General features: G+C 73.7%; 25 protein-coding genes and 1 riboswitch. Of the genes, 11 read left to right on the forward strand and 14 right to left on the reverse strand.

What is annotated here, in order from left to right; translation table 11 throughout:
* The first annotated feature begins 223 nt into the window (after positions 1–223).
* The 4 genes from ACMCNO_RS24375 (at position 224) to ACMCNO_RS24390 (ending at position 5,005) form a co-directional block, all read left to right on the forward strand.
* Positions 224–913, forward strand: a complete 690-nt coding sequence (locus tag ACMCNO_RS24375; protein ID WP_130508168.1) for a response regulator transcription factor — start codon at positions 224–226, stop codon at positions 911–913.
* A 104-nt stretch (positions 914–1,017) separates the two neighbouring features.
* A complete protein-coding gene (locus ACMCNO_RS24380; RefSeq protein ID WP_412751763.1) occupies positions 1,018–2,331 on the forward strand; it encodes an ATP-binding protein in 1,314 nt (437 codons plus the stop codon).
* Positions 2,332–2,573: 242 nt separating this feature from the next.
* Complete coding sequence (locus tag ACMCNO_RS24385) at positions 2,574–4,775, forward strand: RICIN domain-containing protein (RefSeq protein ID WP_412751764.1); 2,202 nt, start codon at positions 2,574–2,576, stop codon at positions 4,773–4,775.
* Between the two features lie 68 nt (positions 4,776–4,843).
* Positions 4,844–5,005, forward strand: coding sequence for a hypothetical protein (locus ACMCNO_RS24390; RefSeq protein WP_412751765.1), 162 nt, complete (start codon positions 4,844–4,846; stop codon positions 5,003–5,005).
* Between the two features lie 4 nt (positions 5,006–5,009).
* On the opposite strand, the gene ACMCNO_RS24395 is transcribed toward ACMCNO_RS24390, so the two are convergent.
* The gene (locus ACMCNO_RS24395) at positions 5,010–6,032 is read right to left on the reverse strand and encodes an adenosine deaminase (RefSeq protein WP_412751766.1); all 1,023 of its coding nucleotides are present in this window, start codon (positions 6,030–6,032) and stop codon (positions 5,010–5,012) included.
* Positions 6,029–6,817 carry a trans-aconitate 2-methyltransferase gene (locus tag ACMCNO_RS24400; RefSeq protein ID WP_412751767.1) on the reverse strand — a complete coding sequence of 263 codons (789 nt, stop codon included), beginning with the start codon at positions 6,815–6,817 and terminating at the stop codon, positions 6,029–6,031. The genes ACMCNO_RS24395 and ACMCNO_RS24400 overlap by 4 nt, the downstream gene beginning before the upstream one ends.
* A 70-nt stretch (positions 6,818–6,887) precedes the next feature.
* On the opposite strand from ACMCNO_RS24400, the gene ACMCNO_RS24405 reads away from it, so the two are divergent.
* Together ACMCNO_RS24405 and ACMCNO_RS24410 are read left to right on the forward strand one after the other, a co-directional pair.
* The gene (locus tag ACMCNO_RS24405; RefSeq protein WP_412751768.1) at positions 6,888–7,865 is read left to right on the forward strand and encodes an aldo/keto reductase; all 978 of its coding nucleotides are present in this window, start codon (positions 6,888–6,890) and stop codon (positions 7,863–7,865) included.
* Between the two features lie 8 nt (positions 7,866–7,873).
* On the forward strand, positions 7,874–8,074 hold the full coding sequence (locus ACMCNO_RS24410; protein WP_412753802.1) for a hypothetical protein: 201 nt from the start codon (positions 7,874–7,876) through the stop codon (positions 8,072–8,074).
* A 169-nt stretch (positions 8,075–8,243) separates the two neighbouring features.
* On the opposite strand, the gene ACMCNO_RS24415 is transcribed toward ACMCNO_RS24410, so the two are convergent.
* From ACMCNO_RS24415 to ACMCNO_RS24445, 7 genes are all read right to left on the reverse strand, one after another.
* Complete coding sequence (locus ACMCNO_RS24415) at positions 8,244–8,447, reverse strand: cold-shock protein (protein WP_130508173.1); 204 nt, start codon at positions 8,445–8,447, stop codon at positions 8,244–8,246.
* A 307-nt stretch (positions 8,448–8,754) separates the two neighbouring features.
* Positions 8,755–9,027: a DUF4235 domain-containing protein gene (locus ACMCNO_RS24420; protein WP_412751769.1), complete on the reverse strand. Its 273-nt coding sequence runs from the start codon at positions 9,025–9,027 to the stop codon at positions 8,755–8,757.
* Positions 9,024–9,461, reverse strand: a complete 438-nt coding sequence (locus ACMCNO_RS24425; protein WP_412751770.1) for a DUF3618 domain-containing protein — start codon at positions 9,459–9,461, stop codon at positions 9,024–9,026. The genes ACMCNO_RS24420 and ACMCNO_RS24425 overlap by 4 nt, the downstream gene beginning before the upstream one ends.
* Positions 9,458–9,892: a phage holin family protein gene (locus ACMCNO_RS24430; RefSeq protein WP_412751771.1), complete on the reverse strand. Its 435-nt coding sequence runs from the start codon at positions 9,890–9,892 to the stop codon at positions 9,458–9,460. Before ACMCNO_RS24430 ends, ACMCNO_RS24425 begins: the two co-directional genes overlap by 4 nt.
* A gap of 105 nt (positions 9,893–9,997) precedes the next feature.
* A complete protein-coding gene (locus ACMCNO_RS24435) occupies positions 9,998–11,326 on the reverse strand; it encodes a mechanosensitive ion channel family protein (RefSeq protein ID WP_412751772.1) in 1,329 nt (442 codons plus the stop codon).
* Positions 11,327–11,437: 111 nt separating this feature from the next.
* Entirely contained in the window at positions 11,438–11,764 is a 327-nt protein-coding gene (locus ACMCNO_RS24440; RefSeq protein WP_412751773.1) for a hypothetical protein, read from the reverse strand.
* Between the two features lie 82 nt (positions 11,765–11,846).
* Positions 11,847–13,418: a glycoside hydrolase family 3 protein gene (locus tag ACMCNO_RS24445; RefSeq protein WP_412751774.1), complete on the reverse strand. Its 1,572-nt coding sequence runs from the start codon at positions 13,416–13,418 to the stop codon at positions 11,847–11,849.
* Positions 13,419–13,587: 169 nt separating this feature from the next.
* On the opposite strand from ACMCNO_RS24445, the gene ACMCNO_RS24450 reads away from it, so the two are divergent.
* The gene (locus ACMCNO_RS24450) at positions 13,588–13,719 is read left to right on the forward strand and encodes a hypothetical protein (protein ID WP_278044965.1); all 132 of its coding nucleotides are present in this window, start codon (positions 13,588–13,590) and stop codon (positions 13,717–13,719) included.
* Between the two features lie 192 nt (positions 13,720–13,911).
* On the opposite strand, the gene ACMCNO_RS24455 is transcribed toward ACMCNO_RS24450, so the two are convergent.
* Entirely contained in the window at positions 13,912–14,481 is a 570-nt protein-coding gene (locus ACMCNO_RS24455) for a C40 family peptidase (protein WP_412751775.1), read from the reverse strand.
* A gap of 8 nt (positions 14,482–14,489) precedes the next feature.
* Positions 14,490–14,651: riboswitch (cyclic di-AMP (ydaO/yuaA leader) on the reverse strand.
* A 410-nt stretch (positions 14,652–15,061) separates the two neighbouring features.
* On the opposite strand from ACMCNO_RS24455, the gene ACMCNO_RS24460 reads away from it, so the two are divergent.
* Positions 15,062–15,565 (forward strand): hypothetical protein, encoded by a 504-nt coding sequence (locus tag ACMCNO_RS24460; protein ID WP_412751776.1) that lies wholly within the window; start codon positions 15,062–15,064, stop codon positions 15,563–15,565.
* A gap of 35 nt (positions 15,566–15,600) precedes the next feature.
* On the opposite strand, the gene ACMCNO_RS24465 is transcribed toward ACMCNO_RS24460, so the two are convergent.
* Positions 15,601–16,797 carry a glycosyltransferase gene (locus tag ACMCNO_RS24465; RefSeq protein ID WP_412751777.1) on the reverse strand — a complete coding sequence of 399 codons (1,197 nt, stop codon included), beginning with the start codon at positions 16,795–16,797 and terminating at the stop codon, positions 15,601–15,603.
* Positions 16,798–16,903: 106 nt separating this feature from the next.
* Positions 16,904–17,638 (reverse strand): hypothetical protein, encoded by a 735-nt coding sequence (locus ACMCNO_RS24470; RefSeq protein WP_412751778.1) that lies wholly within the window; start codon positions 17,636–17,638, stop codon positions 16,904–16,906.
* Positions 17,639–17,714: 76 nt separating this feature from the next.
* Between ACMCNO_RS24470 and ACMCNO_RS24475 the strand changes: the two genes are divergently transcribed.
* The gene (locus tag ACMCNO_RS24475) at positions 17,715–17,915 is read left to right on the forward strand and encodes a hypothetical protein (RefSeq protein ID WP_412751779.1); all 201 of its coding nucleotides are present in this window, start codon (positions 17,715–17,717) and stop codon (positions 17,913–17,915) included.
* Positions 17,916–17,988: 73 nt separating this feature from the next.
* Positions 17,989–18,345, forward strand: a complete 357-nt coding sequence (locus ACMCNO_RS24480; protein ID WP_412751780.1) for a DUF6401 family natural product biosynthesis protein — start codon at positions 17,989–17,991, stop codon at positions 18,343–18,345.
* Positions 18,346–18,432: 87 nt separating this feature from the next.
* Here ACMCNO_RS24480 and ACMCNO_RS24485 read toward each other — a convergent pair whose 3' ends face one another.
* The gene (locus ACMCNO_RS24485) at positions 18,433–19,977 is read right to left on the reverse strand and encodes a mechanosensitive ion channel family protein (protein ID WP_412751781.1); all 1,545 of its coding nucleotides are present in this window, start codon (positions 19,975–19,977) and stop codon (positions 18,433–18,435) included.
* Between the two features lie 109 nt (positions 19,978–20,086).
* Positions 20,087–21,778: a cellulose binding domain-containing protein gene (locus tag ACMCNO_RS24490; RefSeq protein ID WP_412751782.1), complete on the reverse strand. Its 1,692-nt coding sequence runs from the start codon at positions 21,776–21,778 to the stop codon at positions 20,087–20,089.
* Between the two features lie 189 nt (positions 21,779–21,967).
* Here ACMCNO_RS24490 and ACMCNO_RS24495 point away from each other — a divergent pair, with 189 nt between their 5' ends.
* Positions 21,968–23,938: a SpoIIE family protein phosphatase gene (locus tag ACMCNO_RS24495; RefSeq protein ID WP_412751783.1), complete on the forward strand. Its 1,971-nt coding sequence runs from the start codon at positions 21,968–21,970 to the stop codon at positions 23,936–23,938.
* Positions 23,939–23,984: the final 46 nt, after the last annotated feature.

Here is a 23,984-nt window from a genome sequence, read left to right on the forward strand (position 1 = left end):
GCCCGCCGATTGCGGGCCGTTCCCGATGCTAGTGGTTCCATTTGCGCACCCCGGAACCGACGCGGCCACCGGTTTTCCGGGCCAGCCGGCCAATGCCGGAAAAGCGCGCCCGAGGGCCTCGGCGCCCCGTTCCCACCCCCGGTTTTCGTGACTCTGCGTCATCGTGATATTCCCCTGCATCACCATTTAGGAGTTACGTGCCGGTGGCAGTACGGTGCTCGGCATGGCCACGGTGTTGCTCGTCGAGGACGACCACGTCGTGCGCGGCGCGATGCTGCGGTCGCTGGCCGACCGGGGCCATGCCGTGCACGCCGTGGGCACGGCGCTGGACGCCCTGCGCCGCGTCGCCGCCGAAACACCCGACCTGGTCGTGCTCGACCTGGGATTACCGGACCTCGACGGCTCGGACGCGCTGCGCATGCTGCGCGGCATCACCGACGTACCCATCATCATCGCCACCGCCCGCGACGACGAGCAGACCGTGGTGCGGCTGCTGCGCGCCGGCGCGGACGACTACATGGTCAAGCCGTTCACCGGGGCCCACCTGGACGCGCGCATCACCACGGTGCTGCGCCGGGTGGGCCGCGCCAGCCGCACCGCACAGCCCGCCGTGCACGAGGTCGGCGAGCTGCGGGTCGACGTCGGTGAACGCAGCGCCACGCTCGGTGACACCCCACTGGCGCTGACCCGCAAGGAGTTCGACCTGCTGGCGTACCTCGCCGCCCGCCCGGGCCGGGTGGTCTCGCGTCGTGAGCTGTTGGAGGAGGTATGGCGACAGCCATCCGTGGGCGAGGACCAGACGATCGACGTGCATCTGTACTGGCTGCGCCGGAAGCTGGGCGAGTCCGCGGCGAAACCTCGCTACCTGCGCACCGTGCGGGGGGTCGGATTCCGGTTGGTGGCCCCGGACTGAGGGTCCGGCTGGCGTACGTCACCGCCGCCACCACCGCCGTCGCCGCACTCGCGTTCCTCGTCCCGCTCGGCTGGGAACTGCGCGACGACCACCGCGTCCAGGCCATGTCGGCGGCCGACCAGCGCAGCGCGACCGTGGCGGGTGCGCTGGTGGCCGGGGCCAGCCGCAAGGAGCTGCAGGCCGCGATCGACGCGGCGGGCGGCACCCCGGTCGTGCACGCGCCCGGCAACGTCACCGGCGGCCGTGCGGATTCCGACGACATCCGCACCGCCGCGACCGGTCGCCGCAGCCTGACCATGGACGTCGAGGGTGGCGTCGTCCGCCTCCAGCCGGTCACGGTCGGTGACAAGACTTCCGTGGTCGAGGTGTTCGTGCCGGACGCCGAGCTGGGCCAGAACACCGCGCGCGACTGGTGGATCCTGCTGGGCATCGCGCTGGGCCTGGTGCTCGGCTCGGTGATCGTGGTGGACCGGCTGGCCCGCGGCGCGGTCGCGTCCGTCCGCAACCTCGTCCAGGCCGCGATGGCGGTCGGCGGCGGTGACCTGGGCGTCCGGATCCAGCCCAGCGGGCCGCGCGAGCTGGCCGAGGCCGGGTACGCGTTCAACCGGATGGCGGACCGGTTGGTCACCTCCCGCACCATGGAGCGGGAGCTGGTGGCGGACCTGTCGCACCGGCTGCGCACCCCGCTGACCGTGCTGCGGCTCGACGCCGAGGCGCTCGACCCGGACGACACCCACATCGGCGAGTACTCCGCCGCCGAGCTGGACCGCCGCCGCGGCATCCGGCGCATCCGGCAGGCCATCGCCACCCTCGAGGGCGAGGTTGACCAGCTCATCAACACCACCCGCAAGGCGGTCGCCGCGCAGGTGCAGGCGCCCGAGGACGGCCTCTGCGACGCCAGCGAGGTGGTCCGGGACCGGATGGTGTTCTGGTCCGCGTTGGCCGGCGACCAGGACCGGCAGCACCGGGTGCTGGGCGCCAGCACCCGCATCCCGGTGCCGGTGGACCGCGCCGAGCTGGCCGCCGCGCTCGACGCCGTCCTCGGCAACGTGTTCCGGTACACCCCGCAGGGCACGGACTTCGAGGTCAGCATCTCGCGCCGGGACGGCTGGGTGGCGCTGCGGGTGGACGACGCCGGGCCGGGCATCGCCGACCCGGAGAAGGCGCTGCGCCGCGGGGAGAGCGAGCAGGGTTCCACCGGCCTCGGGCTGGACATCGCCCGGCGCGCGGCGACCGCGACCGGCGGGTCGGTGAGCATCGACCGGGCCGTACTGGGTGGCGCCAGCGTGGTGATGCTGCTGGCCGACGCGGAGGCCGCCCCGAAGCAGGCCAGCCGTTTCGGCCTGGTGGGGCGGCTGGCCAGGGAACGAGATCCGGTGCGGCGCAAATGGCCGCAGCAACGCACCGAGCAGACCTGAGGACCTGCCCCGATCCGCCCGCTCTGGGCGATTCACTCCGGACGGACCAACTCTTGCTTAGATCTCTATTAAGGGCGTTCCCCTGGCGCGGCAGGCCTGGCACGATCCCAACCGATCCCATCCGGCTTGCCGGTTCGAAGGACGCACGTCCGCGCAGCGCGGACCGGTCGAGCCCCCGCGCGGTGGGAGGTGGTCACCCCATAACCCCCTCCCACCGCGCTCCGGCTGCACGAGGAGGGTCTTTGTCCGCGCACCGACGGCCTGCGCTGCGCGAGGCGGCGCGACGCCGCCTGGCTGCGCTGCGCCCTCGCCGCCGCGCGGACTCCCGTTCGCACCGGTTACTGCCGGTCGCACTCTGCCTCGGCCTGCTGGGCATCGGGGCGGTGGCGGGACCCAGCGTGGTCGGCGGCGGCTGGACCGGCGGGGACGAGCAGAACCGGGAGCGGATCACGTTCGCCGCCGTGCCGGACGTGCCGGATCAGGGGCTCATCTACGACGGCCTCAAGCTCGCCTCGGCGGATTCGCTGTGCGCCGGGTCGTACCAGCTGGACGATCTGACCTGCACCCACGGGCCCGATCCGGCCCCGGCCGGGCTGCGGGTGCGCCGCACCGTGGCGCCGGTGACCGAGAAGTCGCCCGACCCGGGCGCCCCGCATCGCGAAGATGCCCAGGTGCCCGCCGACGGCGAGATCGTCCGCGACGAGGGCGGCAGCGCGCTCACCCCCAGCGCCCCCGCGCTGATCCCGGACGCGGCGCCGGGCGACGCCGACTTCGTCATGGGCAGTCACGACGTCGCCTGCGAGGGTGACGGCCGGACCGGCAAGCGGGTGCAGGTGCTCTACCTGCACGAGTTCGGCACGCCGAGCCGGTACACCGACTTCCTCGGCTCGATGCGGGTCTGGTCGGCCGGGGTGGACGCCATCTTCGACGCCAGCGCGGCGGAGACCGGCGGCTCGCGGCACGTGCGCTTCGTGACCACCCCGCAGTGCCGGGTGGACGTGACCGAGCTGCAGGTGCCCGAGGGCGCGCTCGCCTCGTTCACCGCGAACATCGACGCGCTGCAGACACTGGGCTACAACCGCACCGACCGCAAGTACCTGATCTTCGCGGACGCGAACGTGTACTGCGGTATCGGCACGTACATCGCGGACCGGCGCCCGGGCGTGGGCAACCGCAACAACGGCGGCCCCTCGTACGGCCGGGTGGACTCCGGCTGCTGGAGTTCCGCGATGGCGGCGCGGGAACTGACGTCCACGCTCGGCGCGGTGTTGCAGGACTCCCCCAACGCCAGCGGCGCGGGCGGCTGCACGGACGACTACGACCTGCTGTGCGGGCGGGACCGCTCGGACAAGCCGGTCCGTACGGTCTGCCCGAAGAAGCACGAGAACCGTCTCGACTGCGGCCACGACGACTACTTCAGCACCGACCCGAAGCCGGACAGCTACCTGGCCCGCAACTGGAACGTCGCGCAGAGCGAGTTCCTGCTGCGCACCGACGGCGGCGACGACCTGCCCGAAGGGGCGATCCCGGCGCAGCCCGCCGCGCCCGCCACCCCGGCGACCACCTCGCCGTCGGGTACGCCCACCCCCGCCGCGCCCACGACCGCGCCGCCCGCCGACCCGGAGTCCGGCGGTGCCGTGCCCACGCCGGGCTCCGCGGCGCCGAGCGCCCCCGCGACCACGCAGCCGGGCGCGGAGCCGACCGCCGAGGTCCCCGCGGAGGCGCCCACGACCGGGGCGTCCGGTAGCGCGCCGCCCGCCGACCCGGTGGCGCAACAGGTGCAGGCCGTGCTGGAGATCCGCGACCCGACCAGCACCGCGCTCCGGCTGACCTGGAGCGCCGCCGCCCCCGACGCCCGCTACGAGGTGGCCGTCGACGGGGTGCCGGTGGCCGCCACGGTGGCGACCCGGGCGCAGCTCATCGGGCTCAAGCCCGACACGTCGTACCAGGTGAGCGTGCGCAGCGCGCAGCACGGGTATCTGGCCCGGAGCACCGCGCGGACCGTCCCCGCGGCCCGGCCCGCGCAGAACACGTGGTTCGTGCTGACGAACTCGCTGACCGGCGGTGCCGCCGACCTGTACGGGGCCCGGACGGCCAGCAACACGCCGATCACGCTGGGCGGCACCGACGGCGACGCCCAGCAGCAGTGGAAGTTCGTCCCGGCTTCGGGTGGGACGTTCGCGTTGCAGTCGCGGGCCACGGGCAAGTGTGTGGTGCCGCTCGAGGACAACCCGGCGGCCGGTATGCCGCTGGTGCAGGGTGACTGCACCGCGGGCGCGGGGCGCTGGTCGCTGCAGGCGTCCGACTTCGGCTTCACGCTGCGCACGACCGTCGGAGACCTGGCGGTGGGTGTGGGATACCAGCATTTCGGGGCGCACCGGCTGCTGGTACTGCAGGAGGGCAACGGGTCCCGGCACCAGAGTTGGACGGCCGTGCCGGGCTGAGCAGGCGGACACAGAACCGACAGCGGGAGGGTGGTGCCGGACCCTCCGCCGAGGGAAGGGGAACGACCATGCTGGACACGGACGTGACCGTGGAGCCGGGGCTGGAGCCGGACGAGGGCCCGGCCCGCTTCAATCGCCGCCGCCTGGTGCGCTGGGTGGCGATTCTGACCATCGGCATCGTGGTGGTGCTGGCGATCTGGCAGGACCCGCTGTACGCGGGTCACTCCTGACAGGTCACCGGCTTGCGGCCAGGTACGCGTCGATCTCGGCGCGCAGCGCCGCCTTGCCCGCGGCGGGCAGGAACGACGCGTCGACCGCGGCGCGGGCCAGGTCAGCGACCCCGGCCTCGTCGAGGCCCAGCAGGCGGGCGGCGACCGCGTACTCCTGCTCCAGGGTGGTGCCGAACATCGGCGGGTCGTCGGAGTTGATCGTGACCGGCACCCCGGCCGCGACGAGGATCGGCAGCGGGTGGTCGTCGAGGTCGGCGACGGCCCGGGTGCGCACGTTCGAGGTGGGGCACACCTCCAGCGTGATCCCGTGCTCCGCGAGGTGGGCCATCAGCGCGGGGTCCTGGGCGCTGGCGATGCCGTGGCCGATGCGCTCGGCGCCGAGGTCGTGCAGCGCGTCCCAGACGGTCTGCGGGCCGGTGGTCTCGCCCGCGTGCGGGACGCTGTGCAGCCCGGCCGCCCGCGCCTTGTCGAAGTACGGCTTGAACTGCGGCCGGGGCACGCCGACCTCGGGTCCGCCGAGCCCGAAGCTGACCAGCCCGTCCGGGCGCTCCTCCAGCGCGATGCGCAGCGTCTCCTCCGCGGCGGCCAGCCCGGCCTCGCCCGGGATGTCGAAGCACCATTGCAGCTGCACCCCGAAGTCGGTGGCCGCGCTGCGGCGCGCGTCCTCGATGGCGCCGCAGAACTCGGCGGCGGGGATGCCGCGACTGGTGGACGAGTACGGCGTGACCGTCAGCTCGGCGTACCGGACCTGCTGGCGGCCCAGCTCGCGGGCCACCTCGTAGGTGAGGGTGCGGACGTCCTCGGCGTCGCGGATCAGGTCGACGACGCTGAGGTACACCTCGATGAAGTGGGCGAAGTCGCGGAACGCGAAGTAGTCCGCGAGCGCGGCGGGGTCGGCGGGCACGGGGGTGGCCCCCTCGTGCCGGGCGGCCAGCTCGGCCACGGCGCGCGGGGAGGCCGAGCCCACGTGGTGCACGTGCAGCTCGGCCTTGGGCAGGCCGGCGATGAATGAGGCCAGCTCGGTCACTGTGGACTCTCCTTGGGTGTGGTCGCCACGACGAAGATCCGGCGGAACGGGAAGGCCACGAGGCCGTTGCGGGCGGGGTACGCGGCGGCCAGCCGTTCACCGAGGGCCGCACCGAACTGCTGCCACGCCCCGTCGTCGAGGGCCGCCCGGACCGGCCGCAGGGCGGTGCCCTCCATCCAGCGCAGCACGGGGTGCGCCGTGGCGGGATCGGCGGGCAGCAGATGCACGTACGTAGTCTCCCAGGCGTCGACCGTGGCACCGGAGTCGGTCAGCACCTGCGCGTACCCGGGTGCGTCGTCGACGGGGGTCTCCCGGAGCAGGTCGCCGAGCTGGTCGGCCCACGGCGCGGCCCGGGCCACCTCGCGCAGCGCCCGGTGGGACGGGGCATCGAAGTTGCCGGGGACCTGCACCGCCAGCCAGGCCCCCGGGGGCAGCTGGCGGATCCACCGGCGCAGCAGGTCGTGGTGGCCGGGCACCCACTGCAGGACCGCGTTGCTGATCACGACGTCGTCGTCCGGGCCGGGCTGCCAGTCCCGGACGTCCACGACCCCGAAGTCGGCCCGGGCACCCAGCGCCACGGCCTTGGAGATCATCTCGGGTGAGGAGTCGAGTCCGGTGACCCGTGCGGTGGGCCAGCGCTGCGCCAGGGTGGCGGTCAGCTCCCCCGGGCCACAGCCGAGGTCGACGACCGCGCGCGGTTTCTCGGCGCCCACCCGGGCCAGCAGGTCGGCGAAGGGCCGGGAGCGTTCGGCGCCGAACCGGCGGTAGACGGTGGGATCCCACATGACGCGCCTCCAAACCAAACCGTACGTACGTTTTGTAAAAGGCTAGCACCCCGGGGGTTAGGCTCACCACGTGGAAACCCGGACCTTTGCCCGGATAGGGCGAGAAGTCGGCGTGGTCGGGCTGGGGGCATGGCAGCTCGGCGCCGACTGGGGCAGCGTGACCGAGCAGGACGCCCACGCCACCCTCCAGGCGGCCGCGGACGCGGGCGTGACCTTCTTCGACACCGCCGACGTGTACGGCGACGGCCGCAGCGAACAGATCATCGGCAGCTTCCTGGCGAGCCACCCCGGCATCACGGTCGCCACCAAGATGGGCCGCCGGGTGCCCCAGGAGCCCGCGGCGTACACCCTGGACAACTTCCGGGCGTGGACGGACCGCTCCCGCGCCAACCTCGGCGTGGACACGCTGGACCTCGTCCAGCTGCACTGCCCGCCCACCCCGGTCTTCGCCACGGACGCGGTCTTCGACGCGCTCGACACCCTGGTGCAGGAGAAGCGCATCGCGGCGTACGGGGTCAGCGTCGAGCGGGTCGACGAGGCCCTCACCGCGATCGCGCGGCCCGGCGTCGCCAGCGTCCAGATCATCCTCAACGCGCTCCGGCTCAAGCCGCTGGAACGGGTGCTGCCCGCCGCCGCGGCGGCCGGGATCGGCATCATCGCCCGGGTGCCGCTGGCCAGCGGGCTGCTCTCCGGCCGATACGACGAGCACACCACGTTCGCGCCGGACGATCACCGCAATTTCAACCGGCACGGCGAGGCGTTCGACGTCGGCGAGACATTCTCCGGAGTGGACTTCGCGACCGGACTCGAGGCCGTACGCCGGCTGCGCCCGCTGGTGCCGGCGGGGGCGACCATGGCGCAGTTCGCGCTGCGCTGGATCATCGACCAGCCCGCGGTGACGGTGGTCATCCCGGGGGCCCGCGATCCCGGGCAGGCGCGCGCCAACGCGGCCGCCGCCGGTCTGGCCCCGCTGCCCGCCCGGACCCACGACGCCGTACGGGCCGTCTACGACGAGCTGGTCCGCCCGCAGGTCCACGACAGGTGGTGAGTGACGTCATGCGCGGATGGCTGGCGATGAGCCTGGGACTGCTGGCGGTGGTGCTCGGTGCAGTGTGGACACTCCAGGGGCTGAACGTGCTCACCGACAGCGCGATGAGCGGGGTGACCGTGTGGGCGGTCATCGGCCCCGTCGTCGCGGCCGGCGGCCTGGCCCTCATCGTGATCGGACTCCGGCAACGCAGCAGCGGTCGGACCTGAGACCCACCGCGGACCGGACGGCCGAGTTCGCCGGATGCGACGCCGCCACGACCGGGCCCTGATACGGCTCAGCGAACGGGAAAGCCCCGCATCCCGGTGAGGATGCGGGGCCAACTCGGGCCGACCTCCGCCAGGTGGTCGGCAGCCGGTCACCACCGGCGGACTGGTCTCAGAGCGGGCGGACCTGCTCCGCCTGCGGGCCCTTCTGGCCCTGGGCGATCTCGAACTCCACTCGCTGGTTCTCTTCCAGAGTGCGGTAGCCGCTCATCTCGATGGCCGAGAAGTGGACGAACACGTCAGCGCCCCCGCCGTCGACGGTGATGAAGCCGAAGCCCTTGTCTGCGTTGAACCACTTCACGGTTCCCTGCGCCATGCTGAACTCTCCTTCTGACAATGCCGGCCCCCGTGATGCGGGGCCGATGGCCGTTTTCGAGCAGCGGCGCCTCAGGCGGCCCTGTGAAGGACAGTCCCACCCGCTCGCCACGCGACGCCCGGCGGCGAAGCGCGGCGCGCGGAAGCAGCAAACCACGTACACAAAAACTGGCCACACTGTACCGAAGAACCGACGCCAAAGCTGCCCCTCGTGAGGATCGAAAACCCTTGACTGGACACGGAAATGGGCCTTCACAACGCGTTTACGTGTGAAGGCCCTCGATCAGGGTCGATCAATGTCCGTACGGTCAGGCGGGCCAGTCTCCCGTGAGTTTGCGTACCCCGGTCGCGCCGCCGCGATCCACCAACGCCTTCACGATGGCGAAGACCGCACCCTGCAACGCGGCGGCGGCGATGATCTCGCCCCAGCCCCTGTCCTCATCGGTCGCGTCCGGAGTGTCGTCGTCGCCGGAGGCGAGCTGCCAGATCTTCTTGGTCACCACCCCCGCGACGGCACCCGCCACCACGCCGAGTAGCAGCCCGACCGGCTTGTACGCAATTTTCTGAACCCGGCCGCTCACCGGCGCCTCCGACGCATGACCAAAATGATCCCGGCCAGTACCGCCGCGCCGGCCAGCAGCGCGACGACCGGGACCGGATTGCGGCGCATCTGCTCGCCCGCGTCGGCGGCCCGGTCCAGCGCGCCGGACTCGCGGACCCGGTCCGTGGCCGACTGCGCCGCGTCCCGGACCGTGTCGGTGGCCGACTGCGCCGAGCCCAGCACCGCGTTCGTGGCGGACTGCGCCGTGTCGCGGACCTTGCCCGTGGCCTCGGCGGCCTGCGTCTTGACCCGCTGCTTGGTCTGCTCGACCTGATCCTTGGCGCGCGCCTTGACGTCCGTCTTGGCGGCCAGCGCCTGCACGGTCTCGCCAAGGTCGGCCCGCGTCTCCGCGATCTCCTCCCGCAGCGCGGTGACATCCGGCTTCGCCTGCGGGGTACCGTTTCTCTCACTCATGCCCGGCTGTGCTCCTTGATCGCGTGTTTGACCTCGTCGACGTCCGCCTTGGCGCTCTGGATGGCGGTCTCCGGTTCGAGTGGGGTGGCCCGGCGCAGTTGGTCCCTGCCGAGCAGCGCCATCACCCCGGCCGCGGCGAACAACACCACGGTCATGATCAACGCGGCCAGCCAGAGCGGGAGGAACAGGTCCAGCACCACGATGCAGGTGGTGATCAGTACGCCGAGGCCGTACATCGCCACCACACCTGCGCCGCCGAACAGGCCCGCACCGACACCGGCGCGCTTGCCCTTCTCTATCAGCTCCGCTTTCGCCAGCGCGATCTCGCTGCGCACCAGGGTGCTGAGCTGATCACTCGCACGCTGGATCAGCGCCGCGGTCGTCTGGTCGGTGGCCGGGGCGGCCGGCCCACCGCTCAGGACGTCAGCCATTGCGTCCTCCCTTCCTCTGTCAAGGCTTTATGCCCTGCCCGGTAGGGCGTCAATCCTGACCTGAGGGAAATCCCCCGCCTGGGGAACCGGCCGTACCCGCTCAGGTCACTGCTGCGCGTCCGGCCCCGGTGGCCCCACGAACGTCGCGCCGCGGCTCTCGCCGTCCGATCCCCCGCTGAAGACCCGCGCGTCGTCGCCGCGCTCACCCGCGAGCGCGGCACCGGGCGCCAGCGCGTCCGGGACCCTCGCGCGGTCGGGGGAAGGGGCCCTCGTCCCGGAGACGGGCGGAACCTTCACACCCGCGGCGGCGGGCGGGCCGGCGTCCGCGGCCGGCGGGGCGGTGTCGGCGGCGGGCGGGGCGGTGTCGGCGGCGGGCGGGGCGGTGTCGGCGGCGGGCGGGGACACCGGCCGTACCGGATCGGGGGTCGGGGTCAGGGTCTCGGCGCGGTACCGGGGCAGTGACTCGCGCTGGTGCTCCCAGACCCAGGCGACCAGCCGTTCCCGGACCAGGCAGCGCAGGTCCCACAGTGACGGCGCATCGTGGGCGCTCACCAGCGCCCGCAGGCGCACCATGCCGCGCACCGCGTCGGTCACCTGCAGCACGCACACCCGGCCGTCCCAGAGCTCGGTGCTCTCACACACCGCACGCAGCTCCGCGCGCAGCGGCTCGACCGCGGTGGCGAAGTCCACGTCGATCTCGGCGGTGCCCAGCACCGCGGACCCGGTGCGGGTCCAGTTCTGAAACGGCTTGGTGGTGAAGTACGACGTGGGCAGGATCAGCCGCCGGTCGTCCCAGACCTGCAGGGCCACGTACGTGAGGGTGATCTCCTCGATCCGGCCCCACTCCTGCTCGACCACCACCACGTCGTCGATGCGGATGGCGTCACTGAAGGCCAGCTGGATCCCGGCGAACACGTTGCCGAGGGTGCTCTGCGCGGCCACCGCCGCGACCACGCTGAAGATGCCCGCGGAGGCCAGCAGGCTGGCCCCCAGCGCCCGCACCGCGGGGAAGGTCATCAGCGCCACCCCGAACGCCACCACGACGATCCCGGCCACCGTGACCCGGCGCAGCATCACCACCTGGGTGCGGACCTTGCGGGCCTTCCGGTTGTCGGGCACGTCGGTGCGCCACCTCGACAGCGCCGCGTCCTCGAGCACCAGCAGCAGGGCGCCCACCAGCCAGGCCCCGGACATGATCACCAGGATGACCAGGATGTGCAGCACCTCGCGGCCTGCGGTGGGGCGCAGTGCCTGCTGCACCGCGAACAGGGTGACGGTGGTCAGGAACGGCTTGTGCGCGGTGCGCTCGAGCCTGCTCAGCAGCGCGGAGCGGCGCGCGTACCGGGTCAGCACCCAGTGCACGGCCTCGACGAACACGATGGCGGCGCCCGCCGCGAGCACCACGGCCAGCAAGGCGTTCAGGAAGTCGGACACGGTCTCTCCTCCGCGAGATCGCGGACGCCCGAAAATTCCGTTTTACACCGTACACGACCAGGCCCGGGGCGGGACCCACGACGACGGCGCCGAACGACCGGGCGCCTGGGCTCAGCGCGAGATCTGCACCCGTACGGCGTCCTGGGTGACGCCGTCCAGGCTCACCTGCAGGCCCGCCACGGAGACGGCGGGCTGGCCCGTGGTGAGCTGGATCTGCTCACCGGCCACCTCCAGCGTCACCGTCCCCCCATCGGCCCGGACGAAGCGCGCGTCCACCCCGAGGACGCTGGCGCTGGCCTCCGTGCTGCGCTCCAGGGTCACCGTGCAGGAGTTGACACCGCAGTCCACATTGTCGCCGCCGCACCCGGCCAGCAGGGCGACGGCGAGGGCGGCGCAGGTCAGCAGGGCGGCACCACGGCGCGCAGGACGATTCCACATCCCGACCAGGGTACGCGGGCCCCGCCAGCGCGCCACCGCCTCGCGGTCCCGGACCGGGCCGCCACCCCGTGCGGGGGGCGGATCAGGCTGCGACCGGCTCCGGCGCGGGCACGGTGGAACCGGCGATGACCTCGGCGGCGGCCAGCCCGCAGGCGCGGGTGGCGCCGTGCGTCGCGACATGTACCCCGCCGCTGACCGCGACCGGGACACCCATCTCCACGACGATTGCGTCCGGCCGGACGGCGAGCGTGTGCGCGAGCGCCTCGGCGACCCATGGGTGCCGGTGCGCGTCGCGGACCACGAGCACCAGCGGGCGTCCGGCCGCACCCGCCAGCACCGCGGCGGCGGGATCGGGCACCCCGGCGAGGTCCTCGACGTCGAGCCGGACCGCGGTCGTACCGGGCATCCGCTCGGCCAGCGGCCCGCCCACGCCCCACGGGGTCTCGGACCCGACCGCGATGTTGCGGGGCGGGGCGAACTCGACGACATGCGGCGCCACGGTCAGCGGCAGCGCGGGGGCCGCCGCCCCAACGGTGATCTTGACCGCGCGCCGGGCGGCAGCGATACCCACCGCAGATCCGGCCTGCGCGGCACCATTCGCGCCGATGACCGCCGCAGCGTCGGCGATCGCACGGGCGCCTGTGGCGATCTGGCTCACCTCGGTCCAGGCCGCGAGCCGGTGGACCCGCTCGGCGGCGTCCCGCAGTCGTTCCTCGCCGAGTTCGCCGGAGCGCACCGCCGCGACGATGGCGTCGCGCAGCAGCACCGCGGTCTGCTCGTCGGCGTGGTCGCCGCCCACACAGATGGCGTCGGCGCCCGCGGCCAGCGCCCGCACGGCGGCGCCCGCCAGCCCGTACCGGCGGCGGACGCCCTCCATCTCGATGCCGTCGGTGACGATCAGCCCGGTGAAGCCGAGTTCCTCGCGCAGCAGGCCGGTGAGGATGCGCCGGCTCAGTGTCGCGGGCAGCTCCGCGTCCCACGCGGGCACCAGCAGGTGCCCGGTCATCACGGCCTGCACCCCGGCGTGGATCGCGGCACGGAACGGCCGCAACTCACACACGTCCAGATCGGCCCGGCTGCGGTCGATCACGGGTACGGCGTGGTGGGAGTCCACACTGGTGTCACCGTGGCCGGGGAAGTGCTTGGCGCAGGCGGCCACTCCGGCGCGCTGCAGGCCCGTGATGAACGCGGCGCCGTGCCGGGCGACGAGCGGTGCGTCGGCACCGAAGGCGCGTACGCCGATGACCGGGTTGTCCGGGTTGGAGTTGACGTCGGTGTCCGGGGCGTAGTTCAGGGTGATGCCCGCGTGGGCCAGGTCGACACCCAGGTCGTGGGCGACCGCCTCGGTGACGGTGCCGTCGTCGATGGCACCGAGGCCGAGGTTGCCCGGGCGCGAGCTGCCATGGCGGGATTCGAACCGGGTGACGTCACCGGCCTCCTCGTCGATCGCCACGATGACGTCCGGCCGTTCCGCGCGCAGTTGCGCCGTGAGCGCGGCCACCTGGGCGGGGGACTCGACGTTGCGGGCGAACAGCGCGACCCCGCCGAGACCCTCGGCCAGGCGGCGGCGGACCCAGTCCGGCGCGGTGGTGCCCACGAAGCCCGGCTGCAGCACGGTGGCGGCGAGTTCCGGCAAGTCCCCTTGTCGCGGCATGAGCCCCGATCCTCCGGTGACGATCGACACGCGCCGGTCAGCGCGTCCCCCAACTGACAACCGACAACCGTCATGGGCGCGGCGGACGGACCAATGGTCACACCCGGCCCGCGTTCAGTCAACAAACCTTTCTATTAAGGGGGCCCGGGCACCCATTAGAGTTCTCGGCGTGCAGACCCCCCTTGCGGCGACGTCCGGCGTGGACTGGTCCGAGGTGCATGCCGTGCGGCTGCTCGGCGTCGCCCTCGCCGCGCTCATCCTCATCTGGGCGATCCGCCGCATGTTCGGCGGCAAACGCTGAGCCCGCGTCCGGGCGGCGCACACACGCCCCGGGCCAGCGCCCGCGCGGGCCGGGCAGGACATCGCTTCGGGCGAACGCTCCACCCCGCAACCCTGAGAACGCCTGAGGCCGCCCCGTACCCGGGGCGGCCTCACCGCGTCCGCCGCCGAGACGGCCGACATCCACTCAGCCGCTGGGCGGCCCTAACCTGGGTCAGGTGCCGAGACGGCCGTACTTGACCTGCCCGGCCGCGAAGATCGCCGCCAGCTTGACCCGGCTGCCGGGCTTCGGGGCGTGCCACACCTTGCCGTGACCGGCGTACACGGCCACGTGGTACGCGTGCCCGCCGCGGACCCAGAACACCAGGTCACCGGGGCGCCGCTGCGTCTTGGCGAGGCGGCGCACCTGATGGAACTGGGCGTTCGCGGTGCGGCCCAGCTTCAGTTTCGCCTTGCGGTAGGCGTAACCGGCCAGTCCGGAGCAGTCGAAGGCCTTCGGCCCGTGTGCGCCGTACCGGTAGGGCTTGCCCTTCTGTGCCCGGGCGAAGGCGACGATCCGCAGACCCCGGGTCTTGGCCGCCGCGACGGCGCGGGCCTTGGCCGCGCGGGCCTTCGCGCCGCGCTGCGCCGCGGTCATGCGCGCGCCGGACCCGGCGGCGGTCGCCGCGGAGTCCGCCGACGCCGGTGGCGGCGCCACGGCGCCCAGGTTGACGGTGGTTACCAGCACTGCGGCCATCCCGAACAGGGCGAGGCGGCGCAGAACCGGCTGGTGACGGTGAGACATTCAGGCATCCTGACCTTCAACCCGCGTGCGAGGTTAGCTGTCGGGTTAGGCCTTGAAGTGGCCCGCCACGCGCTGCGTGGCCGCACCCCCAGCCGGTGTCCGGCACCGGCACACTGGGTCCCCCGCTCCTGCCCATCGAAGTCACTGATAGGAGTCAGTCTTCGTTCGCACTCCCGGCGGGCAGGACTCCGCGGCCGGAAGCGGCGACCCCGGTCGGGGTGCGCCCTTACCGTCGGCACGGCGCCCGGCCCGCCCACCGCCACTGCGGTTTCATGCACCTCGCGAACCCCGAACCCGACGCGCGGTCCGGTACCCGGCGGGACATGGCCCGCCCAACGCCCCCGGAAGTGGACGACCCGGGCAGCGCTCTGTGGCTCAGGTCACAGTTCACCCCGCGGCCTCGCAGCGCCCGGAATCCGGACCCGAACGGCAGACGGTACGGGCGCGGCCGGTCGGCGACACCAGCCGCGGTACCGGATGAGGGTTCGGATCGGCACACCCCGGGTACGGATCCCGTCCGTTCCGGCAGGCGAGGAGAATGCACTCTCGGCCGCCGACAACCGTGGAAAGGACCCTCCGAGTGACGGACCAACCGACCTACGCCATCCTGGGCTACACCGACGCCGAATGGGGTCTGCTGACCGGCCTGCCACAGTCGGTGCTGACCGCCGCCAGCGCCGCCACCCCGGACGGGGCCCGCAAGACCCGGGCCGAGAACGCCGCCGGGCTCGACGAGATCGCGGAAGCCCGCACCAGCACCAGCCCGCTCGTCGCGGCGGTCGCCGCCGCCGTGGTGGACCGGGTCGGCGACCCGGAACTCGGAGAGGAGCTGCCGGTCCTCGCCCCGGCGGACCCCGCCGGATACGCCGGGGACGTGCTGGACCGGGTCGGGCAGGCGGTCACCCTGCTGGCCGCGAAGGCCTCCGCGGAGGACGCCCGGACGTACCGGCACTGGCTCGTGGAGATCGCGGACTCGGTGGTCGGCGCCGCCTCCACCGGCGGTGTGCTCGGCATCGGCGCCGAGACCGTGACCGAGAGCGAGCGCAGGTTCCGCGACGGGCTGTCCGCCGCATTGGCCGACTGACCGGCGTACGGGTCGCCTGGCCGCCGTGCCGGGCGCTAGGCGACCGCCTCGTCGTCGACGGGGACGCCCTCGGCCGTCGCCGCGTACACCGCCTCGACCTGGGCCGCCGCCCGCTGCCAGGAGTACGCCTGGCGGGCGCGGTCCACCGCGGCCGTCGAGTACGCGAACCGGCGCACCCGGTCGGAGATCAGCCGGCGCAGCGCACTCCCCAGCGCCCCCGGGTCGGCCGGTGGCACGAGGTCACCGGTGAGGCCGTCCACCACCGTCTCGGTGAGCGCGCCGGACGCCACCCCCACCACCGGCACGCCACACGCCATCGCCTCGAGCGGGGCCGTCTCGAACCGGTCCTGCCCGGGCGCGGCCACGAACACGTCCGCCGAGCGGTACCAGCCCGGCAGGTCCGCCGGGGTGACGGCACCGACCAGGCGGAGCCGGTCGGCCACCCGGCAGCTCAGCGCGAGCTGACGAAGCCGTCCGGCATACGGGTCGTCGGGCAGCCCGGCTGCGGGCGGGCCGCCGATCAGCAGGAACTCCGCCCCCGGCACGCTCCGCATGGCCCGGACGACGTCGCCGAGGCCGGTACCCCCGGCCAGCCGGCCGACGGCGAGGACGCGGGGGCGGTGCGGGTCCCGGTGCGCCACGGTGCCCTCCGGGGTGAACCGCCGGCTGTCCACACCGGCCGGGACGAAGGTCACCCGCGGGCGGGGCACGCCGCGGTCCACCAGCTCGCGTACCTCGTACTGGCTCCGGGCGACCACCCGGTCGACCGCCCGGCCCAGTGCCCGCTCGTAGCCGGCCCGCGACGGGCCGGCACCGCCCGGATCGGCGGCGTCCGGCCCGCGACCCGCGCCCAGTTCGTAGAACGACTGCACCACGGGTACGCCGATCCGGCGGGCCGCGGTCACCGCGGCGAGCCCGCTCGTCCAGAAGTGCGCGTGCACCACGGCCGGTGCCCAGTCCCCGTCCCGCCAGGACCCGCCGAGCCGCCGCGCGAACTCCCCCAGGTACGGCAGCCGCGCCTGCACGGGAACCGCCCGGGCCGGACCGGCCGGAACGCGCAGCACCGCGACGCCGCCGGGGGCGCGGCCCACGTCGGGCGGAGTGGGGTCGTCCCGTCGGGTGTAGACCCGCACGTCGTGCCCCAGTTCCGCGAGCGCCGCGGCCAGCTCGATGACATGCCGGCCGCCGGCGTCCAGGGATGCGGCCTGCTCCGAGATCATCGCGATGCGCATGGGTCCTCCTGCAGCAGAGCAGCCTCCGGGAGGACGGCCGAAGGGAGGGCGTGACACTCGGTGCGATGTGCCCCGGCCCGTACGGGACGAAACCCGGCCCGGCCGATCAGGACGTGACGAGCCTCAGGCTGGTCGTGGGTGCACGCAGCTCCAGGGCGTAGCGGTCGGGCACCGTCGACCAGACGGCCGGGGCCAGCACCGACCCGGCGGGCACGGCGCCCCGCGCGGCCCACGGTGCCGTGACCGACCCTGCGCCGCCGCGCAGCCGTACCCGGACCGGGCTGGGTGCCCGTACGGTGATCGTCGCGACGGGGCCGGTGACCGTGACCGGCACGACGCCGCGCGGCCGGGGCAGCCGCAGCTCGAGCAGACCCGAGGCGCCGACGTCCAGCCGCCGGATCCGCCCCCGGGACAGGTCGAGGTACTGCTCACCCGCTCCAGCGGGCAGCCGGAGGTCCCAGCTGACCGTACGGTTCAGCACGATCCGGACCGTGTCCGGGCCGTCGCCGCCGGTGGGCCGCAGGGCCAGGCGGACCCGGCCGTCCACGCCCGTGACCTGCGGGGCGAGGCCCGATCCGGCCGGGGTGCTGATCCGGTAGAGCAGCCCCGGCAGGTCCGCCACGCGCAGGTCGACCTGCGAGGCCGCGTCCCCGACGACGAGGGACGCCCCGGTCCGAGCGCCCAGCGGGGCGTCGAGGATGTGGGGGCCGGCGGGTGCGGAGACTTCCACGGGTGCGGCGGGGCCGGTGCACGCGGCCGCCGGCAGCACGGCCAGCAGGGCAGACAGCAGCGCGATCCGGCCTGCCGCGGGTGAGAGACGGCGGCGGCGGCGGCTCAGCACGCGGAACACGATCGGACAACGCGGAATCGGCCGAACGGGTGACGGCGATTCACCCGGTTCACGCCAGACTTGCCGGATGCAGTCCGCAGGGTTCCTGTCCGACCGTCAACGCCGGTTCGCGTGGCTCGGCTTTCTGGTGGCCGCGGTCCAGGCACCGCTGGCCGCGCGACTCACCGACGACGCGTCCTGGCTCTTCGCCCTGGTCGTCGCGCTCGTGGTGGCGACCGTGATCATCGCGGACGACGTGGAGCGGCGCCGACCGGAACCAGCCGAATAGCCATTGCGGTTCAACCGACCTGCACCAGTCGGGAGAACCATTGGCTACCCGTGCCTTCCTACCGTCTTTTCTCATGACTGGCCTGTTCGGCGGCGCTGCCGCCCGCGCTGCAATGCGCTCCGCCCATGCCTGCCTCGACGCCCTGGCCTCCACGGTCGGCGTCTCCGGTTTCGCCGCGGCCGCGGAATCCCCCGGCCTGCTGGCTGCCGTCGACCAGCACTCCGCCGGGATCCGGGAGAGCCTGTCCGCGGACACCCGCCCGTTGACGGCGGTGGTCCTCGCCGCGTATGCCGAGGGGGTCCGCGAGGCGGCGTACAAGCACGGCTGGGCTCCGCCGGCCGACGAGATCGACTGGGACGTCCAGGACTGGGTGCTGGTGCGCCTGCTGGCCGTGTGCACGCTCGCTCGAAGCCTGCCCGCCCGCCGCTGACCCGCGGGGCGGGAACACGGCTCAGACCGTACCGATCATGGGCCGGTGCCGGAGGTTGCGGCACCGGTCCTCGTCTGTCCGCCCCGCTCAGGTGTGCTTGCGGGGACGGTTGTGGCGGGTGGCGGCGGGCGGGCGCTCCGCCGCTGCCTTGGTCGCCTCGGCCTCTGGTCCGGCGGGCCGGATGATCTGGGTATCGGCCGCCGCACCGGAGTCGCCGAGCGGCATCGGCTGCGTCACGTCGGACGCCGACGGGGACTCGGGCGTGACGGGAATCGGCTGGGTGTCATCGGACACCGGGATCGGCTCGGTGTCACGCGACGATGGGCCGGCCCCGCCCGGCGGCGCGAGCCCACCCTGCCCGGCGGCGCGAACCGCGCTGATGTCGGTGGTCGGCTCGTCGTCGTCGCGGCCGAATCCGGGTACGAAGTCCGGCTGGTCGTCCTCGGCACCGGACCGGCGGCCCGCCCCGGTCCGGGTCTGCTCGGCCGCCGTCCGGAGTTCGCGCTGGCGCGCCGCCTCGGCCTCCGCCTGGACCGCAGCGGCCGCCGCCAGCCGTGCCTGCTCCGCCCGCCTGGCCTCGTCGGATGCGCGCTGCTGCGTCTCGCGGGCCTGCTCCGCTTTCCGGGCCTGCTCCGCTTTCCGGGCCTGCTCCGCCTTGCGGGCCTGCTCCGCCTTCCGGGCCTGCTCCGCCATGCGGGCCTCTTCGGCCTTCCGGGCCTCCTCTGCCTGGCGAGCCTCCTCCGCCTGACGGGCCTCTTCGGCCTTCCGGGCCCCCTCCGCGAGGCGCGCCTCCTCGGCTCGGCGGGCCTCCTCGGCCTTCCGGGCCTCCTCCGCGAGGCGCGCCTCCTCGGCAAGGCGGGCCTCCTGCGCAAGGCGGGCTTCCTCGGCCTGGCGGGCCTCCTCGGCGAGGCGGGCCTGCTCGGCAGCCTCGCGGGCACGTTCGTCGGCGTACGAGCGGGCGTGCTCCCGGATCGCGGCGGACTCCGCGCCTGCCAGTTCGAGCCACTCCTCCCAGCGCTTCTGCATCGGCCGTACCAGGCCACCGCCGACCCCGACGACGAGGATTCCCGCGACGGTGGCGAGAACCGCGATGAGCAGCGGCTGGGTCACCGACGTGGCGATATGGACCTGATCCAGGGCCGCGATGACGCCCAGCGTGATGATCAGGACGGAGGCGATCCGGGCCAGCAGCCGTCCGTAACTCAGTCCGCCGAGCGCGCTCACGATCAGGTCGTGCGCGGCCCCCGCGATCGCGGAGGCCACCACCACGATCACGATGGCCACGAACGCCCGGGGCAGCCAAGCGATCACTACATTGAGCAGCTCGCTGACCGGGTTCTGACCCCACAGCCCGAACGCGAGCTGCAGGGCGAACAGCAACACCGCATAGAAGGCGATCTTGGCGCAGAGGTCGCTCGCGTCGATGTTGCGCAGTGCCCTGCGCACCGCGCCGCGCTCCACGGCCCGGTCGAAGCCCATCCGATGCAGCGCCTTCGCCACGAGCGTGCGGGCCAGCCTGGCGACGACGTACCCGATGGCCAGGATCGCGATGAACGCCAGCGCCGTCGGCACGAACAACAGCACCGAGCGCCACATGTCGCTCAATCCCTGGCTCAGGTCGTCGCCATTCATCCGCGCCCCCTAGCTGCCGCAACCGGCCGGCGACCTGCCGGCCCACTGACGACATTAGGTCGGGCGCGCGGAGCCCGCCGAGCAGTGCGCAGTTTGTTCGCCCGTCCGGTCAGGCGCAGCCATCACCGTTGATTGCGCAGTTCAGGGGTTCGGCGGTGAGCACACCCCGCACCGTGAAGGTGAAGGTGACCGATCCACCCGCGGGGATGGTCGCCTCACCCGCGGGCGTGAAGGTGACTTTCTCACCGTCCTGGGTGACCGTGACGGCCGAATCGGCGTCGACCGCGTTGCCGCCGGGAACCTTCAGGGTGACCCGCCACCCACCGGCAGCGCGGTCGCGCGGGTTGGCGACCCGCACCGTGCCCACGTAGTCGGTGAGGCCGTCCGGGCCGGTGTCCGCGGTGTGGGAGAACGTCGCGGTCAGCGGTGCCAGCGAGGTCGGCGTGGGGCTGGCGGTGGCCGAGGACGAGGCGCTGGCGGTCGGCTTCGGGGTGGGGGTGCCGCTGCCCGGCGTGGCGGCGCCGGGCAGGGCCGTACCCGGTCCGACCGTGGTGGTGCCGGTGGGCGAACTGCCCCCGGCAGGCCCGGTGCGGCGGGACGCGGTCGGTGTGGCCCCGGTGGGGCTCGCGGTGGTGGGCTTCGGGGATGCGGTGGGCTGGGCCGGGACGGCGTCCAGGCCGGAGTCCGCCGGGTTCAGCAACGCGTCGTCCGAGGGCAGCGCGGAGGCGGTCGCGGCGGGGGCGGCCGCGCGCGGGCTGGCGGCGGGGCCACGCAGTGCCGCGTAACACATACCGGTGCCGAGCAGGACCGCGGTGGCGGCGGCACCGAGTACGAGGCGGCTTCGCCGATCGCGGTGTGGACCCTCCGCCTCGGACCGGCGGTGCCCGGCCGTTGCGCCCTGGCGATCGCGCGGCGGGCCGTCGAGTCGGCGGTCGGCGGTGACCGTGAGATCCCGGTCGTCAGCGTCCGGGGTTCCAGCTGGCGCGTCCCAGCCGTCCCCGGTGCCCGCGCCCCAGGCGGGAGCCGGCACCGCCGCGGCCGCCTGCCAGCGTTCCGCGGGGGCCCAGCCGGTCGCCTGGTCGTCCGCGTGCCAGCCGGCCTGGTCCTCCGCGTGCCAGCCGGGCTGGTCCTCCGCGTGCCAGCCGGCCTGGTCCTCCGCGTGCCAGCCGGGCTGGTCCTCCGCGTGCCAGCCGGGCTGGTCCTCCGCGTGCCAGCCGGCCGGTTGTTCCTGGCGCCAGTCACGCGACGGTTCCGGCTGGCGCCATTCCGTCGCCTGGTGCTCCGGGAACCAGTCGGGCGCGTCGTTCGCCGGCGCCCAACCGGTCTCGTACGTTCCCTCCGGGGCCGCGGCATGCGCTGCGGCCGCCGACGGCTGGCCGGGCCGCCAGGCGAACCCACCGGTGCCGCCGTTGAGCAGTGACCCCCCGGCCCGCCGGGTGCCGGCCGCATGCTGGGGCGGGGGCTCGGGGACCGCGAAGCGGCCGCGCGGGTGTTCCGGCTCCGCGCCCGGCTCGGGCAGTGCCCAGGCGTCCCGGAAGCGGGCCGCCTGGCCGGAAACCGGCCGCGCCGCCGCGTCCGGCGCGAAGTCCCCGCAGCGCTGGGCGGGCACATGCCCGGCCGACGACGCGCCGGCAGACCGGCCCGGCGGCTGCTCCTCGCGCGGGGCGAGGTCGGCGAGGGCCGCGTACGGGTCGGTCGGCTCGGGGTCGGGCTCGGCCGCGGGCTGAGTGTCGAACTGCTGCAGCTCGGCGACGTACCCCATCACACCGCGGCTCGGCCGGGGCTGCCTGGGAAAAGTCACGCCGGGACTATAGGACCTGTGAATTGGGGAACACCAAGGTCAATTGGGATACGAGGAGACTACCCAGCGTCAGGTCGCGGGCGATACCGTCACATGTGACGCAGGACACTTCAGGTGGCGCACGGAAGTTTCGGACGGTCGGATGGTGCCCACATCGTCCAAAAGGTTGAGTGGGGATAGGCTTTCTACATGACTGGCTCGGGAGGCGGGGACCCTTCCACGATCACCACGCTGCCGACCCAGGCAGGCGTGGCGGCGCAGGACGACCCGGACTGTGCCCGGCTGGTTCACGAGTTCCCGTGGGAGACGACCCCGCTGGGCCCGATGGCGCAGTGGGACCCCCAGGTCCGGGCGGCCGTCGAGGTGGTGCTCACCGCCACGGTGCCGATGGCGCTGACGCTCGGCGACGACTTCCGGCTGATCTACAACGACGCTCACGCGGGCGCGCTCGGCGACCGGCATCCCGGCGCGATCGGCCGTCCGGCCGCCGAGGTCTCCGCGGAGCCGTGGCAGGTGACCGCGGCCGAGACCACCCGGGTGACCCGCCGCCTGGAGAGCCTGAGCGAGCTGACGGCTCAGCTGGCCGGGGCCCTGACCCTCGACGAGGTGGCCCGGGTCGTGCTCGCGTTCGCGATGGCCTCGTTCGACGTGGATCACTGCGTGTTCGCGGTCGACGACGGTCTGGCCTGGCGGTCCGTGCGCCGCATCCGCGGGGAGATGGTCGACGAGGCCGACGAACGGCTGCCCCCGCTGTGGAAGCGGGTCTCCCCCGATTCCGGCTCCCCGCTGGTGGCGGCCGCGCAGAGCGGCCGGAGCGCATTCACCGCCGACGGCGCGCCGCTGCGGGAGGTCGCGGCGGACCGGCACGAGCAGCGCATCCGGTCGCTGGCCGTGCTGCCCTTGCGGACCCAGTTGGTACGCGGGGCCCTCTCGCTGGGCTATCGCAACGCGCACGCCTGGCCGCCCCAGGATCGGGCACTGCTCACGGCGGCGGCGGAGCTGGTCGCACAGGCCGCCGAGCGGGCCCGCCGGTTCGAGGCACAGCACGGCACGGCCCAGTTGCTGCAGCGCAGCATGCTCCCGGAGCACCTGCCCGAGCTCGACCGCTTCCGTATCGCCGCCCGCTACGACGTGGGGGTGGACGGCAACGCCGCGGGCGGCGACTTCTACGACGCGTTCGAGCTGGGCGGCGGGCGCCTGGCCATGGTGCTCGGTGACGTGGCCGGCCACGATGTGCGGGCGGCAGCGGTGATGGGCCAGGTCCGGGCCGCGCTGCGGGCGCTGGCGCTGACGGATCCGGCGCCGCAGACCGTGCTGGCGGGGCTGGACCGGCTGATCGGTTCGCTGGGCGCGGAGTCGCGCAACGAGGAGATCTTCGTGACCGTGGTCTACGGCGTCCTGGACCCGGTCGACGGCACGATCACGCTGGCCAGCGCGGGGCACCCGCCCCCGGTGCTGCGCCGGGCGGGCGCCGACGGCGGCCCGGCCACAGCCGAGCTGGTCGCGCTCCCGCCGGGTGCGCCCCTCGGTCTGGGCGGCCGGTGGAATGTCGGAAAAGTACGCCTGGAGCCCGGCGATACGATCCTGATGTTCAGCGACGGCGTGGTGGAGCGTCGCCATCAGTCCCTGGGCGTGGGCTTGGACGCCCTGGTCGACGTGGTGGCCACGGCACCCAGCGGCGATCCACGCAACCTGTGCGCGCTGGCCAACGCCGCGGTGCCCGGGATCACCGACGACGACGTGGCGGTGCTGGCGGTCGAGCACGCGGTCGCGTTGAGCCGCGCCGCCACCATGCAGGTGCCGGCGGAGCCGACCGGTCCGAGCCGGGTGCGGCACTGGATGACCAGCCGGCTACGCGAGTGGTCCGTGCCCGAACAGGTGATCGGCGCGGCGATCCTGTGCACCAGCGAGCTGACCACCAACGCCCTGCTGCATGCCGGGACCCCGGCCCAGGTGCACATCGACCTCAGCGCCGAACGGCTGCTCGTCTCGGTCGCGGACACGGGCACCCGTGGCAGCGTGGCCCGCGCGCAGACCGACACGATGAGCAGCCGCGGCCGCGGCCTGGGGCTCATCGAGGAGCTGAGCGACGCCTGGGGTACGGACCCGAGCGTGCGCGGCGCCACGGTCTGGTTCGAGATCCTCATCCCGCCCCGCTGAGTCCCCGGGCATGGTCCGAGGTGGACCGGCACCCCTGAGTGATCAT

This window comes from Krasilnikovia sp. M28-CT-15, from assembly GCF_047159595.1.
Lineage (GTDB): Bacteria > Actinomycetota > Actinomycetes > Mycobacteriales > Micromonosporaceae > Actinoplanes.